The 17,692-nt window shown below is 37.2% G+C and carries 17 protein-coding genes and 1 tRNA gene; 14 read left to right on the top strand and 4 right to left on the bottom strand.

The window, feature by feature from the left end; genetic code table 11:
* Positions 1–214: 214 nt before the first annotated feature.
* Positions 215–1,729, top strand: coding sequence for an IS1380 family transposase (locus J0M15_11840; GenBank protein ID MBN8537736.1), 1,515 nt, complete (start codon positions 215–217; stop codon positions 1,727–1,729).
* Between the two features lie 462 nt (positions 1,730–2,191).
* Here J0M15_11840 and J0M15_11845 read toward each other — a convergent pair.
* A tRNA-Met gene (locus J0M15_11845) sits at positions 2,192–2,268 on the bottom strand.
* Positions 2,269–2,492: 224 nt separating this feature from the next.
* Here J0M15_11845 and J0M15_11850 point away from each other — a divergent pair.
* Both J0M15_11850 and J0M15_11855 read left to right on the top strand, forming a co-directional pair.
* A complete protein-coding gene (locus J0M15_11850; GenBank protein ID MBN8537737.1) occupies positions 2,493–3,947 on the top strand; it encodes a hypothetical protein in 1,455 nt (484 codons plus the stop codon).
* Positions 3,910–4,437 (top strand): hypothetical protein, encoded by a 528-nt coding sequence (locus J0M15_11855; protein ID MBN8537738.1) that lies wholly within the window; start codon positions 3,910–3,912, stop codon positions 4,435–4,437. Before J0M15_11850 ends, J0M15_11855 begins: the two co-directional genes overlap by 38 nt.
* Before the next feature lie 51 nt (positions 4,438–4,488).
* On the opposite strand, the gene J0M15_11860 is transcribed toward J0M15_11855, so the two are convergent.
* Together J0M15_11860 and J0M15_11865 are read right to left on the bottom strand one after the other, a co-directional pair.
* A complete protein-coding gene (locus J0M15_11860; protein ID MBN8537739.1) occupies positions 4,489–5,196 on the bottom strand; it encodes a hypothetical protein in 708 nt (235 codons plus the stop codon).
* Between the two features lie 4 nt (positions 5,197–5,200).
* Positions 5,201–6,223 (bottom strand): hypothetical protein, encoded by a 1,023-nt coding sequence (locus J0M15_11865; GenBank protein MBN8537740.1) that lies wholly within the window; start codon positions 6,221–6,223, stop codon positions 5,201–5,203.
* A 49-nt stretch (positions 6,224–6,272) separates the two neighbouring features.
* Here J0M15_11865 and J0M15_11870 point away from each other — a divergent pair, with 49 nt between their 5' ends.
* Genes J0M15_11870 through J0M15_11885 form a run of 4 tightly spaced genes read left to right on the top strand, consistent with a single transcriptional unit; the run spans position 6,273 to position 10,102 of the window.
* On the top strand, positions 6,273–7,622 hold the full coding sequence (locus tag J0M15_11870) for a dihydroorotase (GenBank protein MBN8537741.1): 1,350 nt from the start codon (positions 6,273–6,275) through the stop codon (positions 7,620–7,622).
* Positions 7,576–8,244, top strand: a complete 669-nt coding sequence (locus J0M15_11875; protein ID MBN8537742.1) for a septation protein IspZ — start codon at positions 7,576–7,578, stop codon at positions 8,242–8,244. Before J0M15_11870 ends, J0M15_11875 begins: the two co-directional genes overlap by 47 nt.
* Positions 8,241–9,005, top strand: a complete 765-nt coding sequence (locus tag J0M15_11880; protein ID MBN8537743.1) for an undecaprenyl-diphosphate phosphatase — start codon at positions 8,241–8,243, stop codon at positions 9,003–9,005. The genes J0M15_11875 and J0M15_11880 overlap by 4 nt, the downstream gene beginning before the upstream one ends.
* Before the next feature lie 14 nt (positions 9,006–9,019).
* Positions 9,020–10,102: a mechanosensitive ion channel gene (locus J0M15_11885; GenBank protein ID MBN8537744.1), complete on the top strand. Its 1,083-nt coding sequence runs from the start codon at positions 9,020–9,022 to the stop codon at positions 10,100–10,102.
* 35 nt (positions 10,103–10,137) lie between these two features.
* Here J0M15_11885 and J0M15_11890 read toward each other — a convergent pair whose 3' ends face one another.
* Complete coding sequence (locus tag J0M15_11890; protein ID MBN8537745.1) at positions 10,138–11,433, bottom strand: hypothetical protein; 1,296 nt, start codon at positions 11,431–11,433, stop codon at positions 10,138–10,140.
* 135 nt (positions 11,434–11,568) lie between these two features.
* On the opposite strand from J0M15_11890, the gene J0M15_11895 reads away from it, so the two are divergent.
* From J0M15_11895 to ychF, 7 genes are all read left to right on the top strand, one after another.
* Positions 11,569–12,543 (top strand): N-acetylmuramoyl-L-alanine amidase, encoded by a 975-nt coding sequence (locus J0M15_11895; protein ID MBN8537746.1) that lies wholly within the window; start codon positions 11,569–11,571, stop codon positions 12,541–12,543.
* A gap of 39 nt (positions 12,544–12,582) precedes the next feature.
* Complete coding sequence (gene rph / locus J0M15_11900; protein ID MBN8537747.1) at positions 12,583–13,353, top strand: ribonuclease PH; 771 nt, start codon at positions 12,583–12,585, stop codon at positions 13,351–13,353.
* Between the two features lie 10 nt (positions 13,354–13,363).
* Entirely contained in the window at positions 13,364–13,972 is a 609-nt protein-coding gene (gene rdgB, locus J0M15_11905) for an RdgB/HAM1 family non-canonical purine NTP pyrophosphatase (GenBank protein ID MBN8537748.1), read from the top strand.
* Between the two features lie 131 nt (positions 13,973–14,103).
* On the top strand, positions 14,104–15,048 hold the full coding sequence (locus J0M15_11910; protein ID MBN8537749.1) for a ribose-phosphate pyrophosphokinase: 945 nt from the start codon (positions 14,104–14,106) through the stop codon (positions 15,046–15,048).
* Positions 15,049–15,258: 210 nt separating this feature from the next.
* On the top strand, positions 15,259–15,981 hold the full coding sequence (locus tag J0M15_11915; protein ID MBN8537750.1) for a 50S ribosomal protein L25: 723 nt from the start codon (positions 15,259–15,261) through the stop codon (positions 15,979–15,981).
* Between the two features lie 2 nt (positions 15,982–15,983).
* Entirely contained in the window at positions 15,984–16,547 is a 564-nt protein-coding gene (locus tag J0M15_11920; GenBank protein ID MBN8537751.1) for an aminoacyl-tRNA hydrolase, read from the top strand.
* 43 nt (positions 16,548–16,590) lie between these two features.
* On the top strand, positions 16,591–17,691 hold the full coding sequence (gene ychF / locus J0M15_11925; GenBank protein MBN8537752.1) for a redox-regulated ATPase YchF: 1,101 nt from the start codon (positions 16,591–16,593) through the stop codon (positions 17,689–17,691).
* Position 17,692: the final 1 nt, after the last annotated feature.

Raw genomic sequence — 17,692 nt, forward strand, 5'->3', positions numbered from 1 at the left:
ATATCGGCTATCGTGTTAGAGTTTACCCGCCTGTTCCAAAGTTGTCTTCTGAAACCGCAGATAACCCAGCAAAATATTTTCTAAGTTAATGATTTCTAATAGTCTTTGGTTTTTATCAAAATCACCTTTTGGGTGAAGAGTTTTTCGCGTCATTTCCAGCGCTGACGATTTTAAGAAAAGTTGATATTGTCTTTAGGTCTGGAGAAAATTGATAATGACCACAGATAAAAACCTACTTAAAAAGTTAAAATTATCTAGCACCAAAGATCAACTCACTATGGCCGCAGGCCTTGGGACTTTGATTGAGCTCTTTGATCAAACAGAACTTAAAAATCAATTTATATCTTGCCTTCCTGAGCGTACATCTCATCGTTCTGTGGGTAGCTATCAAATGGCCTTAACCCTTATGGCAGCCTTTCTCTATGGCTATGATTGCTTAGAGGATTTAGATCATTTTCGTAATGATCCCAAACTTGCAGAGTTATTTGGCAACCCAACAGCCGCAGCTAGAACTCACGGCGATTTTTTAAGAGACTTTGATGAAACTCATCTAAAAAAACTAAATGAGTTTTTAAACCTCATGTCTCGTCATATTTTTGAACAGATGCAACTCCAATTGCCTGAACAGTTTAAACCTAAAAAACTTATCATCGATGTAGACTCCACATCCCATGAACAGCACGGTGAAAAAATGGAAGGTTTAGCATTTAATTATAAAAATGAATGGTGCCTAGATTCACAAGTAAGCTTTAATCAGATTGGTTTATGTCATGGTTTTCAATTAAGACCAGGGAACACTAAATCGGGTGTAGATGCTGAGAGTTTAATTCGACAGTCTTTTGCTGATGGCAAAAAACAAGTCGAGCGTAAATTTAAATTCAATGACTTCTTCAGGGCAGATAGTGCTTATTGCAAACAAGATGTTATTAAAACTCTTGTAGAACTTGGAGTTTTATTTACTCTTACAGCCCACGACGGAACAACTAATTGGAAGGAACTTCTAGAAAATAGCGGAGTTACCTTGAGTGAGTGGATTTATTCCCAAGAAGAACAAGAAAGAGCTGCAATAAAAGAAAAAGAACTCCCAAAAATTGAGCTCACCAGAATGTATTGGACGCCAAAGTGGTCTGAGAAAGAAGAGTCCAAATTAGTATTTCCTATTTTAGTTAAAAGAACTTGGAATAAAGATAAAGAGCTCGAGTTAGAAAAAAAAGGACGACAGGTTTCTTTATTTCATGATGAAGGTTTTAAACATGAAGACCCCTGGGATTATTACGCTGTGGTCACGAATTTTCCACTAGATTTATCCACAGAAAAACTTGTGGAAAACTCAACCACTAGAGAAAAAATAAAAAGGTATTCCATTCAAGAAGTTTTTGAACATCATCAAAAACGTGGCAATGCTGAGAATTTTATTAAAGAAGAAAAATATGGTTATGACTTAAAACATTTTCCGTGTTTGAAATTAAATGCTAACTACGCTTATGGACAGCTCGCCATGGTGGCCCACAATATTCTGAGATGGGTTGCTATCATGACAAAGCCAGAGAAGCCGCATTTTTCAAAGAAATTAAGAAAGCATTTTATTTTTATTCCAGGAAAAATTGTACATCATGCAAGACAAGTATTTTTAAAAATAATGGAATTTCATTACCAAGGAGTAAGGCAATTAAGAGAGAGATTGAGGTTAAACTCGGAAAGATCGCCTCGACAGTTCTCTTCGGCGTGATTATGTAAGCCCGAAGGAAAGGTCGTTCCTTGAAATTCAAATAAAAAACTACGGGAACATTTTTTTGTGGTTTGGAAGTTTGGAGGTCAGGGGATTTGAACCCACGAACGCTTTAACAACTTAGTACACCCACTAGAGGTTCGATCAAAACCTCATGAAATATATTTGTCCGCGCGGTCCTGACGATGAGCACACCGCCCGTAAGTCCACTCATCACACGAGGTAATTTGTCGAATTTTAGGCATGACAGGGCCTCCCACCGTTATCCACGGCATGGGAACAATTTTTTAGAAAATCAAATTTTGAAAATATCGAGTTTGACTCGGCTTATCCACCGATCTGGGTCGGTAGTGAACTAAACTATTAAAGTCTAGAACACAACACAAACTGAGGCACCGCCGACCCAAACCGCCGACCCAAAAAAACGTATGTTATTGATATTGTTAGTGTTTCAAAGAAAATTGGTAGTGAGAGGCGGACTTGAACCGCCGACCTACGGATTATGATTCCGTTGCTCTAACCAGCTGAGCTACCCCACCGATTGATATAAATTGAAACTCAATTCTTAATCTTTAAGTTGGTTTTAGTCAAGCAGACCTTTCAACTGAGCCGTTTTCTATTTTAATGGGCCTTTGGCTTGTTCAGACTTTTTCTAAGTCTAGAGAATGACTAGGCTAAATTGACTGCTAGCGAGATTGCATTTGGAATCAAGGATGGGGTCCTCTATCTAAAATAGAGGCCGTAAAAATTAGGGGGGGGACCAGTGAGTAAACTTATTTATTCAGCAATAGTGATTCTTATTTTGATAACGGCCTGTGAGAAAAAAAATGTTCCTGAGAAAAAAGGAGATGATAAGGTCGCATGGCTTCAACAAACGGATAGACTCGTTGTTATCAATGAAACAGGCAGTCCTATCACGACAGCTCAGATGCTCATTGGAAACAAGAACTCTGAAAATAATTGGATTCATGCAAACGAACAGGGTGAAATCATTTTCCCCTCGTCTTGGAAAGACATCGATACCTTGACCATCTCTGCTCCAGAATACCTAACTGTTACCTTGTTTAACCAAAGTCCCTCCATTCAAACAGTCAAACTAAAAAAACTTCTCCCCCTTCCCCAACTCAAGGTAGAAGGAGATGTCAGTGGCGTCTCTACAAAGGATAAGGATGGGATAGTTGATTTTTCATTAGTCATGCAAAGTTTCCTTAAAAATGACATTCTGCAATTCGATGTTAATAAAATTATTAGTCCCTGGACTGAAAATATAAGTGTTGCTGGTTTTGATATCCCTTTACCACAAAATATTTTTCTACCAAGCCAGAAAGAATCCTATTTTATTACCGTTGTTCTAGAGAAATTAAATTTCACTTTAAATTTTGCCGATTTTGGAGTCAAAAAAATTTCCACTATTCGTGGCCGTTTTCCTTTTAAAAAAATTATTTCTGAAGTTCAAAATAAAAAACCATACTATGAGCTTATAAATTATTTTGAAATGCTATCCAGTGGAAATACTTCTGCATCTCTCGATCAAAATACGGCAAAAGTGAGCTTCCCGGCAAATCAACTTTTATTTGATCAAGTGAAAACTGTCGTGGCACCTGCGATACCTCTAGATCAAGTAATGCTGGGTTTAAATTGTCTCAAATCCGATATGAGTTACTCACCTATTGACATTAAATATTTTAAATCGAAAGACACCTTTAATCTAAAAGCTGTTAAATCTGAAAATCAATATTTTGTAGGAGTGATAAAAAATAAAAACGAATTCGATCTGATCAATGAAAATACCGAACGCATGAGTTTGGTAGTTCTTCCTTGGGACACAACAACAAATTATCAATTTTTGCCTCTTATGAACAACCCTCAAGTCTTTGGCAAAACCGAATTTCACATCAATCCTCCTAATAATTTAGATGGTTTAAAAAACATTGGGTTTACGGCTGTGATATCAGAAATTAAATCTTTAACCTTGGAAAGTGGAAAAAAGGTCGACATCAAATTAGCAAAATGGGAATTCCATTCCCCCCAATGGGCCACAAAGATAATTCTTCCTGATTCTCTCTTGCCTAGAGAAAATCGCTATCGATTTGAAATCTCATTTCTGAGTCAAAAAGCAGATAACAGTAGAAAAGTAGATTTTTTTTCAGTAGACTGGAGCCATGAATCACAAGTTGAAAATGCAACTCATATTACGAAAAGCGCTGTTAATTTTTAATATTTTATTTTTTCTAACATCTTGTAATTTATTTGAGTTACAAGCTGATAAAAATGAAAAATTAAAAACCATACAAGCAACTCCGCAAAAAGTTTTTTTCGCTAATTATGACTTAGTTTGGAAGGCCGCCCTCACCACCCTCAAGTATTCAATCACCGATCAGAATCAAGAAACAGGTCACATTGAAACTGATTATATCAAAGCCTCTGATGGTGGGTGGAATCGTCCTGATGCCACCAAACCTCTTTCTGGTGCCATAAAATATAAAATTTTGATGTCATTTGTAAGAATAAAAACTGAGTCTGGAAAATTTGGAGTTAAAGTCACTATTGATAAAAGGATTGAGAAGGTGAAGGATTTTTTTTCTGACGTTGAAATCCTAGATTCCGATGGCTTAGAAGAGAAGACTTTGTTTTATCGGATGGAAAGAGAATTACTCATAGAAGAAGCCATCAAAAAACTCACAAATGAACCAGAGGAATTCCACTAATCCCATTAATTCCACTAATTACTTTAATTACATTAATCCCATAAAAGAACCCTAAAACTTGCTTTTTACAAATTGAGCACGTTCATTAATGCTCTGATTTTTGAAGCTCCGTATCTCTTGATCATTTAAAACTAATTTTTGTGCCCCTTTTAAGCTTCCTTCTATAATATCATTCTCATTTTCATTCAATAGCTTTAGAAAAAGACTTTTTTCAATGAGTCTTGGCTTTTGAGATAAAACAGTTATGATTTGTTTACGTATCCAGAGCGACTGGTTCTTTTTTTTATTTCTTTCTTGAAATAATTCTTCCCACAATAAATCTCGATGCTCGTCAAGCCCATCGTGCAGGATCTGATCAACTGCTGCCGACCTAACAACCAATGATTTATCTTTTAGAAGTCTTTTTACAATTTCAATTTTCTTTGGATGTCTTAGCTCCTTTAAAGAAACAAGAACGGCATTTTTTACAAACCACTCATTTGACAAAGACAAGAGGAACAAATCATCTATTGATTTTTCTTTTCTCAGCTCTGCTGCCGCAATGATTGATTTCCAGCGCTTTGAGAAACTCATCCGATTTTCTTTTGCAATGGCTATTAAATTATCATAGGTTTTTTGATCGTTTTTAAAAACTTCCATCTGATTTTTGTGGGGCAATGAAAGTATTTCTAATTCCCTATGATAGTTAATTGCTGCCTTGGCTCTAGCATTTACCAATATAAGGATCCAGCACATTAGTTTTATCACATTTATCATCATAAAATTAATTCTTTTTTAAAAAGTTTTCGAAATCACCCATTAACTGCTGAGATTCTTTTAGTTTTTCACTCTCAACATCTTTAGTTTCTTTTTCTTTATTCATTGGGCTTTTTTTTTGATCTTCAATAGCAGCAGCAAATTCTTTCATCAAATCATCATCTATATTGCTGGCCTCAGATTGGGATCCAGGTAGAGTTCCAGGAGCCGTGCTTTGAAGAGCCGCGCTTTGAGGCGCAGGCACTTTCGCATCTGATGATGATTTCTCTAAAACATTGGTCACAGAGGGCTTCTTTTGATCTTGAATGGCAGCAGCAAACTCTTTCATTAAATCATCATCAATCGAGTTGGTTTTGGGTTCCGGTTTTGCTGGTTCAGGGACATCTGCTCCACCACCTTTTAGCTCATTCAGTTCTTTTTGAAGCCGAGCATTTTCTTCCTTATAGAAGGATAAATCAGCTATATCTTCACTTATAATTTCATACTCTTGAAGGCGCCCCTCGAGTTCTTTCACCTTACCCTCAAGCTCTTTTTTCCCTTCAGAATCTTTTTTGCTGTCTTTGCTTTCTACTGAATCAGCAGCTTTTTCAACGACCATCGCACTGACTTGATTTAAATTTTCGATGGTTTGATTTTTTTTATTAATCTGCTCTTTAAGATCATCGATCTCTTTCTTGAGTAAACCAACTTCTTCTTGAGAAACATTGGTTCCATAAAGATTGTCACCGTTTGAAGCACCTAAGGCCCCATCTACATTACCAATTTGTCCTTTTAGACTTAACTGACCTTCCATAATTTTCTGAAGTTTTTTTTCAATCTCTGTGGTATCAATATTAAGGCTCTGCGCTTCTGACTGTGAAAAATTCTCGCCATTTTGATTGAAAAATTGTCGGTAAATCAAAAGTAAAATAAAAATAAAAATAAAACCAAATGTAAGCTCAATTATAAATCGATTATGATCGGTCCAAAACCGTAAAAAATTTTCTACATCCACTCCATTATTCTCAATGAGAACAACAACCCACGTCAAGTCTCGATAGTCTCTAGACCAATTGCTAGACTCAAGTTATATAGAAAAAATGAAATATGATCTCATTTTAAAAAATGCAACTGCTTTGATCCCTACTCATCCCCAGGACCTTCGTCAAAGATCCAATTTGATAAAGGAAAAAATCGATATTGGCATCTCGCAAGGAAAAATTTCTGAATTAGGACATATTTCTCCCCATCAGGGGTTGAAAGTTCTAGATTTAAATAATTTAATCATCCTACCTGGAATTATTGATTCACAAGTGCACTTTAGAGAACCTGGCTTGACTCACAAAGAAGACTTAGAGTCTGGCACTAGGGCTGCTCTTCTTGGTGGAGTCACCACCATTTTTGAAATGCCAAACACAAGTCCTTCGACGACGACCAAAGAGTTATTTTTGGATAAATTAGACCGAGCTAAAAACAGATGCCATACGAACTATGCTTTCTATATTGGCGCCAGTGAAGAAAATGCAGATCAGTTAAGCCAACTAGAATCCTTACCTCATTGTTGCGGAGTAAAGGTTTTTATGGGCAGCTCCACGGGCTCGCTCTTAGTTGAGGACGATACCTTACTTGAAACCATTTTGAAAAATACTCAGAAACGATTGGTTGTCCACTGCGAAGATGAACAACGACTGAAAGAAAGAAAGAGTTTATTACAGGACCATCCCACTGTCGCCTTGCACCCCTTATGGCGTGACCCGATCACCTCCTATAATGCAGTTAAAAGGCTTGTCACTCTCGCTGAAAATTTAAATCGAAAAGTACACGTATTGCACGTCACTTGCCAAGAGGAAGTTGAATATTTAGCTCATCACAGGCGGACTGCATCCGTAGAAGTTTTGCCCCAACATTTAACACTTTTTGCTCCTGAATGCTATGAAAGGTTGGGCACTAAAGCCCAACAAAATCCACCTATCAGAGAAAAAAATCATCAGGAAGCTCTCTGGAAAGCCCTTACCAGTGGAGTTATCGATGTTATCGGCTCTGACCATGCACCTCACACCCTCGAGGAAAAAGCAAGACCCTATCCGCAAACTCCAAGCGGAATGCCTGGAGTTCAAACCTTGCTTCCCATCATGCTAAATCACGTTCACAACAATAAATTGTCTCTAGAAAAATTAACGGCGCTCTTAACTGAAAATGTCAGAGATGTTTTCAACATCCAAAATAAAGGTCGTATTCAAATTGGTTTTGATGCCGATTTTACCATCATTGATCCAAAAAAAGAACGCCGTATTGAAAATAATTGGATTCAATCTAAATCTAAGTGGACTGTTTTTGATGGAATGAAAGTGACAGGATGGCCTATGATAAGCATTATTAATGGGACCATTTGCATGCAAGAAGATGAGATTCTTATTCCCAATTCAGGAACTGGAACTAACTTTGCTTAGACCGAATGATAAACCCAAATTCCCACTTAATTCATTTCTATTCGGAGGCCTCCTTCCCATCATTCTTTTTACTTTGGTTGAAGAGTACTATGGCACCGCCTGGGGACTTGTTACGGCTTTATTTTTTGGTTTTGGTGAACTGTCTTTTGAGTTATGGAAGTATAAAAAAATTTCTAAAATCACTTTAGTTGGAAATTTTTTAATTATTTTTTTAGGTATTATTTCACTTTTTACCCAAGATGGAATTTGGTTTAAGCTACAACCTGGAATTATTGAATTAGGAATGGTTCTCTTTCTTTGGGGATCTTTATTAATGAAAAAGCCACTGCTATTGTCTTTGGCTCAACAACAAAATATTCAATTACCTGAAGTCTTATTAAAAGAGTTCCCCAAGCTCACCTTTAGAATTGGTGTTTTCTTTTTGATTCATGCAGCTCTTGCCTTTTGGGCTGCATTTTACTGGAGCACCACCGCTTGGGCTCTCTTAAAAGGTGTGGGATTGATGGTTACCTTTGTTTTGTATTTGATTATCGAAATGTGGTTGCTTCGATCAAGAATAAAAATAGCTAATCAAGGAGTCATACCAATTAATGCCCATTTAGAAGAGATGGAGAAGAGATGACCATCTTCCAAGCTTTTGTTTTAGCTGTTATCGAAGGAATAACAGAGTTTCTTCCTATTTCCTCCACAGGCCACATGATTCTAACGGCTCATTATTTGACTATTGAAAATCCAATCCTCTTAAAAAGCTTTGAAGTGATTATTCAATTTGGCGCCATTTTGTCAGTAGTCTTTTTCTATAAAAATAAATTCTTAAAAATGGATTTCATTTTTTATAAAAAACTGATTTTGGCATTTATCCCCACTGGGATTATTGGATTTTTATTAAAAAATAAAATTGATTTATGGCTGGACAGCGTCCACATTGTAGCATGGGCACTTGTTCTTGGTGGAATTGTATTAATAGCCTGTGACTTTATTTTCAAGCCTAAAGAAAATCCTAAAACCTTTAACAATCTCAACTCACTTCAGATTGCTAGTCTTGGTTTATTTCAAGCTATAGCCCTTATTCCTGGAGTCTCTAGATCAGCGGCAACTATAGTTGGAGGATTAGTTTTTAAGTTATCTAAGAAAGAAGCTGCTGAATTTTCATTCTTCCTAGCCGTTCCAACAATGACTGCCGCCACTTTATACAAATCAGTTAAAATTATTCCCTCAATCACTGCCAATGACGGCGGACTTATTTTGTTTGGTTTAGTGATCGCCTTTATGGTTGCTTATTTTGCCATTAAATTCTTTATTCATGTCGTTGGAAAATATGGATTTTTATATTTTGGAATTTATAGAATAATCTTAGGATTACTGATCATTTTAATAGAATAGAACGGGATAAAACAATGATTGAATTTGAATCTTACTTTTCTCTTTTTGAAAAAAATTTTATTCTCATGCCCCTATGGAAATGGACTTTGGTCCTTTTGTTTTTAGTCCTCTTTCCTTTCTTAAGAAAAACTTTAGAAATTATTTTAATTAGATTTAAACAAAAAGCCCCTTCTTTATTTGAAAAGAATAAATTTATTAAATACGGCACCCCTTTTAATTTAGAATCTCCGCTTTCATGGATCCTCTCTTTAGGTCTCTTTATTCTGTTCGTCGACCTTATGGACTTTCCATTGACCATCAACAAATATGCTCTTCTTATAGGTCGGTTTTTATTGGCACTAAGACTTATTCAACTTGTTTATGTCGGCACAGACAGTCTCGCCTTATTTTTAAAGGAACAAGTTTTTTCTTCTGAATCTAACAACCAAATCCAAGTATTGCCTTTTTTTATAAAAATCTTAAAAGTCATGGTAATCACCCTAGGTTTCTTAATCACTTTACAAAATCTTGGTCTCAATGTGGTAAGTCTTCTTGCCGGTCTTGGTTTAGGAGGTTTGGCGATTGCTCTTGCCGCACAAGATACCGTAGCTAATCTTTTTGGTTCTATCACTATCCTCTTTGATAAGCCTTTCAAAATAGGAGATCAAATTAAAGTCTTGGACGTTGAGGGAAGCATTGAGGAAATTGGTTTCAGATCTACCCGCATCAGATCTGTTAATAACTCCCTTTTCACCATCCCAAATTCCATCCTTGCCAAAGAAAAAATTGAAAATCTATCTGATCGCATTTCTAGAAAAACAAAACAAACGTTAACTATAACTTATGAAACACCTATAGAAAAAATTAATTTATATATTGATTACATTAAAAACTTGTTACTGAACTATGAGTCTGTTGAGAAGGAAAGTATTATTGTCAGTTTTAATAATTTTTCCTCTCACAGCTTGGATATCTTGGTGGCGTTTAATATTAAAATTGATGATTATAAATCATTTCTAGAATTACAAGAAAAAATACTCTTTGATATTTACCGAAATGCCTTAGAACAAAAAGTTGATTTTGCCTACCCAACCCAAAAGCTCATCATCGAAAAATAAGTTAGGACTGTTCAGAAGAGCACGTTTGAATAGAGCTACTTCTTCTTTTTAAACTCTTTCTTCTTATCTAAAATTTGTTGACTTGCTTCTTGTTGTCTTTTTTGTAGCTCCTCTGCTTTAATTTTTTCTGACTCCATCTTTGCTTTTTCAGCTTCCAGTTCTGATTTAATCGTTTCGAGTTTTAATTTATCTTCTTCGATTTTAGCTTCTTGTTCTTTATTCTTTTTTTCTAAAGATTCTTTTTGCTGTTTTTGTTTTTCAACATCAACTTTAAATTTTGCAACTTCTTGAGTTAGTTTTCTTAAAGCATCCTCTTGCTCTTTTTCTGTTCTTGTCAACTTTTCTAGCTCGACTTTGGCAAGAGAAGATTCCCTTTGCAAAATGCTTTTCTCCTTATCTAATTCCTTTGTTTTTTCAAAAAAAGCTTTTTTAAGGTTGGCATCTTTGGATTTTAACTCATTTTGATCTTTTTTAGCTTTTTCAATTTCAGCTTGTGTGTTTTTAATTTCAGATTCTTTGCTTTTATTTAGTCCTTCTTGCTTTTGCAACTCTAGATCAGCATCTTTATTGCTTTTTTTGTTTTTTTCTACTTCTTGCTCATATTTTTTTAGCTCGCTTTCTAGTTTGGACTTCTCTTGATCTAACCGAAGGCTTGCCGTCTTATGTTGAGCTTGCGCCCGCTGCACTTCCATTTTTTCTTTATTTAATTTTTGTTCAGTCAATCGGATTTCTTTCTGTGCTTGTTCTAAATCCAATTTTGCCTTAACAGATTCCTCATCTTTTTTTCTTTGTTCTTTCTCATTTTCTCTGATTTCTTCAGTGAGTTTTTTGACTGTTTTTTCCGATTCTTTTTTTTTCTCAATTGAATTTTCTTTTTCTTCTTTTGCTTTTTTTATTTTTTCTTTTAGTTCTTCAATTCTCTTTTGCGCTTTCAGAGACTCTTCATCTGCCAATTTCGTTTGTTTTTCAGCCTCAATTTGTTCGGCTTTGTACTGCAAGGTTAATTTTTCAGTTTCAGCTTGTTGTTGTTTGGATTCAATCTCCAATTTTTTTGATTTCTCAATGGCCTTTTTGGCTTCCATTTGAAGTTTTTCTTTTTTTCTAGCTTCTTCATCCATACGTTTTTTTGATTCACTAGCTTCTGACTTTGCACCCTCGGCATCCATTTTCGCCTCTTCAGCTTCAATCTGCGAGGAATCTACCTGAGCCACTCGGTTTCCTAAATATAAATCTGTCCCCAATAAATCAGTCCCCGTCAGAATTGAATTTTCCTGAGCGATGCCAAAGCCTCCAAAAAACAATATAAATATAAATAGATAAGTGTTCCTCATAAATATTCCTTTCGCTCGCCAAGGTTTATTCTAAAAGAACTCCCTTCTGTAGACAATCAGCAATACCCCCTAGGCTGGCCTAAGATCCATAATGGGACATTAATAATATCGAAAGAAATTTTTTCTAGGCGTCCTTTGTCAGCTCTGTCTTATAGATTTACAGTTTCCTATCTCTCTAAAGCCTTTATAGTCGATTTCATATCCAAAGTTAAAACGGAACTTCTGGCCCTTTGGTTGCAATACCTATTAGCAACCCCCCATGACGGCCAGGCACCCCCCCCCAAGCCTGGTCGTCAACTTTTTTTCTCTGGTCTTTCTAAAAAATTAAAATCAATACAAAATATCAAAATGAATTACTTTCTGTTTGTTATCTTTTTCAGTTTTTATAGTTTGGCACTTAAAGTGATTATTGATCCTGGACATGGAGGAGCCGATCGCGGTGCCGTCTATGGAAAGGCACAGGAATCCAAACTCGTTTTTGAAATCTCGAAGTACTTAAAAGAGGACCTTGAAAGAAATCATCATTCAACGGATTTAACCAGAAGCAAAGATGAGTTTATCAGTTTAAAGAAACGAGTCGCTTTTTCAGAACAAGCTAAAGGAGATTTATTTATTAGCATCCACGCCAATGCATCTGAAGACAGGAGAGCTAAAGGTATCGAGTTTTTTTTGCAGTCACCACAAACCAATAGCGCTTTTTCGCACAAAGAGTTAACATCCGAAGACCTGCTGCTTCAAGAACACAAAAACAAAACTGAACCTATCTGCCTCTCTAAAAAAGAAGATATTCAAAATATAGTCACAGAGTTGAATCAAAACATTAAGCTTAAAAGAAGCTTTTATTTGTCTTCAGCTCTGATGAAGGACTTACCAGGAATCATCAAACAAGCACCCTTTTTTGTGCTAACTAAAACTCAAATTCCCAGCATTCTTGTCGAAGTTGGTTTCTTAAGCCACCCAAAAGACAATATGAAACTCCTCAGACCCGATTATCAAAAACAGTTGGCACAAAAAATTTACGGAAGCATTCAAAATTATGCTGTGAAAATCAATCCACCCCTAACGTCAACGGCAAAATCACTTGACGACAGCCTTGAAATACCTAAATAGTGTCATTCAAATCACCAACATTGGGACCAAGGAATTTACATGAATGAGTTTTCCTCTAATCACAACCTTTCAAATTCTTATCAAAGAAAAGACCAGCGAAAATTTAACCAACTAAGAAAAGTCAATGTGACTACAAAAATTGTGGACTATGCTGAAGGCTCTGCGCTTATTGAATTTGGCAATACCAGAGTGCTTTGCACCGCAAGTGTCGAAGCCAAAACCCCCCCCTGGATTTCTGGAACGGGCCAAGGTTGGGTCACTGCCGAGTATGGAATGCTGCCTAGATCGACTCATCAAAGAATTAAAAGAGAAAAGTCTCTAACTGGTGGGCGCACACAGGAAATTGCTAGGCTTATTGGCCGAAGCTTAAGGGCCAGTATTGATTTAAAGCTTCTTGGTGAAAAGCAAATCATTATTGATTGCGATGTCATCAATGCCGATGGAGGAACCAGAACCGCAGCTATCACCGGAGGCTTTATTGCTTTAGCTATGGCCTTAGATAAAATGAAAAAAAATAATGAGATTAAAACTTTTCCATTAAAAAGTTATGTGTCTGCTATCAGCGTCGGGCTGGATGGTCAGGTCCCTTTGCTCGATTTAAATTATGAGGAAGATTCAAAAATTCATACCGACATGAATTTTGTTCTCACAAACAAATTGCAATTTATTGAGATCCAAGGAACTGCAGAAGCAACTCCTTTTACCGAAGAACAGTTGCACTTGATGATGGAACTCTCTAAAAAAGGATGTTCAGAATTGTTTGAAATTCAAAGTCGTTACCTTAATGAATTTTTTCCCCTAACGAAGTAACAAGGATCTTATGGAAATTTGGATTGCCACCGGAAACTCGGAAAAGCTCAAAGAAATAAATTTGGTACTGTCTCCAGCTATTTCTAATTTGAAATTGAATCACCAGGGCATGATCTCTGGTTTTACAGCCAGACCCGAGGATGGTAAAACCTTTATTGATAACGCCAGAATCAAAGCCAGATCTCTTAAAGCTATTAGATCAGATGATTGGGTTCTTGCTGAAGATTCTGGCCTTGAGGTCCCCGCCATGGGAAATCTGCCTGGCGTTCATTCTGCAAGATACGCAGGTCCCCACGCTCGAGATTCAGAAAATGTAAGCAAACTTTTAAAAATGCTCACCATCCGAAATATTTCAGATAGAAAAGCCAAATTCCATTGTGCTATGATTGTACTCACTCCCAAAAATGAAGAATGGGTTTTTGAGGGTGAGCTATGGGGAACCATAGGAAAAAACCCACAAGGATTAATGGGCTTTGGCTATGACCCTGTCTTTATTCCAAATGATCAATCTCTGACAATGGCCGAACTGGGCCCTGGATTTAAAAACCAACACTCACACCGCTCAAAAGCACTTAAACTTTTCTTAGATAAGCTCAAAACTGCTTCATTTTTTGACTAGGCGTTGACTAGGTTTCGACTAAGGATTTGACACCGATATATATTTTCTAAAAATAAGAATTTTTTTTGATATCTTAAAAGTTAAGTGCTAGTAGTTTGTCAACTCCTCAAAACACAACCAAAAGGTAACTCATGGAAAATTTAAAAATTTTTTCAGGTAACGCAAATGTAGAGCTTGCAACCAAAGTCGCCCAAGCCGCTGGAGTTAAACTGGGACATTCCGCTGTCACCTCTTTTGCCGATGGTGAAATTCAAGTCGAAATTCATGAAAGTGTTCGTGGAAATCATGTTTTTGTTATTCAAAGCACTTGCCCCCCGGTAAATCAAAATTATATGGAATTATTTATAATGTTGGATGCCTTGAAACGAGCCTCGGCAAGTCATATCACTGCAGTTATCCCTTATTATGGCTATGCCAGACAGGATAGAAAAGTAGCCCCCAGAGCACCTATTTCTGCAAAGTGTGTGGCTGATTTGCTAACCACAGCCGGTGCCGATAGAGTTGTGTGTGTGGATCTTCACGCCGCTCAAATTCAAGGGTTTTTCAATGTCCCTGTGGATCACTTGTTTGCTATCCCCACCCTCGCAAGAACCTTCAGAGAAAAATATGGTTACGGTACGGATTACGTTGTTGTCAGCCCAGATGCTGGGGGAGTCGAAAGAGCTAGAGCCTTTGCTAAACGGATAGAATCTACGATGGCTATTATTGACAAACGCAGAACGGGCCCCAACGAAGCCAAAGCTCTTCATCTGATTGGGGATGTAAAAGGAAAAGTGGCCATCATTGTGGACGACATGATCGACACCGCAGGAACCCTTTCTCAAGCAGTTGACTCCTTGCTAAAACATGGGGCGAGAAAAGTGCTTGCGGTTTCCACTCACCCCGTACTTTCTGGCCCTGCTATCCGACGTCTCAAAGAAAGTGTCATTGAAAAGCTCATAGTTACTGATTCGATCCCGCTTTCACAGGAAGCTATTAATTCTGGTAAAATTGAAGTCGTTTCTGTTGCTCCTGTTTTAGCAGAGGCTATCAAACGTATTTGCAGCAATGACTCGGTAAGTTCTTTATTCGAATAATTTATTCCTTGATTCTCTTTGTCATCTAGAATAGAAATTTCCTTCTGTAGAGCGAAAAGCTCTGTGACTAAACTAGGACCGAAGGCCCTGTAACTAAACTAGGGCCGAAGGCCCTGCAACTAACTTGGGCCGTATAGGCCCTGTAACTAACCAGAGCTGAAAGCTCTGACACTTTTAAAATTGTTTTAAAAGTACTTGAAAGAGGATGATATGAAACAAAAGTTTGACCTAGCCGTTGAAGCCAGAGCTGTTGGAAAAAGCACTTGCCGAGCACTTCGTAACGAAAGAAAAATCCCTGCTAATATTTATGGTGCTATTAAAAACCAAAATATTTACTTAAATGAAAGCGATGTCTTAAAATACAATACAAGAAAATTTGATAATACCTTATTTACTCTGAAAAGCTCTTTGCCTGAAGCCAATGGAAAAATAGCTCTTATTAAATCTGTTGATGTAAATCCATTATCTAGAAAGCCTGTTCATGTTGATTTATATGCTTTAGATTTAACTAAAGCAGTAAGAGTTTCTGTGGAAATTAAAGTTGAAGGTAAACCTCTGGGGCTAGCTGATGGAGGATTATTGAACATCGTACAAAGAGAACTTGAAATTGAAGTCCTTCCTAATGATATCCCAGAAAGTATCATTATAGATGTTTCGCATCTAGGTGTTGGCGATTCATTCCACGTATCGGAGCTCAAACTTGCGCCGGGTGTGAAGGTACTCTCAGCGCCTGAGCTGACAATTGCCGTTGTTAACCTCATTGAAGATGAAGTTGTCACTCCAGCAGCAGTTGCTGCCACGGCGACTGCTGCAACGGCGACTGCTGCCACTGCAGCCGCTCCTGCGAAAGATGCCAAAACACCAGCGGCCAAAGCTCCAGCAAAAGATGCTAAGGCTCCTGCTGCCAAACCCGCCGGAGATAAGAAGAAATAAAAATGTGGCTTATTGTAGGACTGGGTAATCCTGGATCTGATTATCAACTCACCCGCCATAATATTGGATTTATGGCGGTTGATTTTTTTTTAGGGGATAAAAAAAATTCACTTGAGAAAAAAGAATTTAAGTCTTTTTTATATAAGACAAAAAGTCAAAATACAGACTTATTGTTTTTAAAACCCCAAACATTTATGAACTTGTCTGGAAATGCCGTTTTGGAAATCACTCAATTTTACAAAATCCCTCTGGCTCAAATCGTTGTAATACATGATGAAATTGATCAAGAATTTGGGAAAATCAAAATTCAAAAAAATCGTGGCCATGGAGGACATAACGGCATCAGGGATATCTCCGCAAAATTGGGTTCAAGTGATTACCTCAGAGTCCGCCTTGGTGTCGGACGACCGCCACATCCTAATATGGATGTAGCTGACTATGTTTTACAAAAGTTCAGTAAAGAAGAATTTGCTGAACTTCCAAACTTTCTTGAAAAAAGTGTTCGTGCTATTGAAAGTTTAATTTTAGATGGATTTCAAATAGCTGCTACAAAATTTAATCAATAACGCGAGTTCGCGTCAAAAGTATTGAGTGAGGAGAACTTCAAAAATGGCATTGCAAGTTGGAATTGTTGGTTTACCCAATGTTGGAAAAAGTACTCTTTTTAATGCTCTGACTTCGGCTAAGGCTGAGGCCGCTAATTACCCCTTTTGCACCATCGATCCCAATGTTGGCGTTGTTACTGTTCCTGATAAAAGGCTCGAACTCATCACTCAGTTTATTAAGCCTCAGTCCGTCGTTCCAACGACAATTGAATTTGTAGATATCGCAGGGATTGTGAAGGGCGCCTCTAAGGGGGAAGGACTAGGAAACCAATTCTTAAGCCATATTCGACAGACCGATGCTATTGTTCATGTGGTCAGATGTTTTGATGATTCTAATATTATTCATGTGTCTGGAAGTGTTGATCCCCTAAGAGATATGGAAATTATTAATACCGAACTGATGTTAGCTGATTTAGACTCTGTAGAAAAAAAATTACAAAAAAGCGAAAAGTTAGCTAAAATGTCCCAGGACAAAAAAGTAAAAGCGGAATATGAAATTACCAAAAAAGTCCATGAAGCTCTCAGCAAAGGACTGCCTGCAAGATCTGTCGCTATTGAAGAAATGGAGCAATCCTTTTATAAAGACATGCATTTACTCACTTCAAAACCTGTTTTGTATGCCTGCAATGTGTCCGATACAGATTTTTCAAATAATGGAAATGATTGGGTTCGCTCCGTAGAGAAAAGAGCACAGGAGGAAGGAAATAAAACCGTAATGATTTGTTCAGCCATGGAGGCCGAAATTGCACAGCTCCCTCTTGAAGATAGAAAAGAGTTCTTAGCCTCTTTAGGAGCCACTGAACCTGGACTAAATCGACTTATCCGTGAAGCCTACTCCCTGCTTGGACTCAATACTTATTTTACCGCTGGTGAAAAAGAAGTGCGCGCCTGGACAATAAAAGCCGGGACCAAAGCTCCAGGTGCTGCTGGCGTGATACATACTGATTTCGAAAAAGGATTTATCCGTGCAGAAACTTATCATTGTGAGGACTTATTTAAATTTAAATCGGAATCTGCAGTTAAAGAGGCCGGAAAATACCGCCTAGAAGGCAAAGAATATTTAGTTAAAGATGGTGACATTTTATTTTTTAGATTTAATGTCTAGT

It is taken from the genome of Deltaproteobacteria bacterium (genome assembly GCA_017302835.1).
Lineage (GTDB): Bacteria > Bdellovibrionota > Bdellovibrionia > Bdellovibrionales > Bdellovibrionaceae > UBA2316.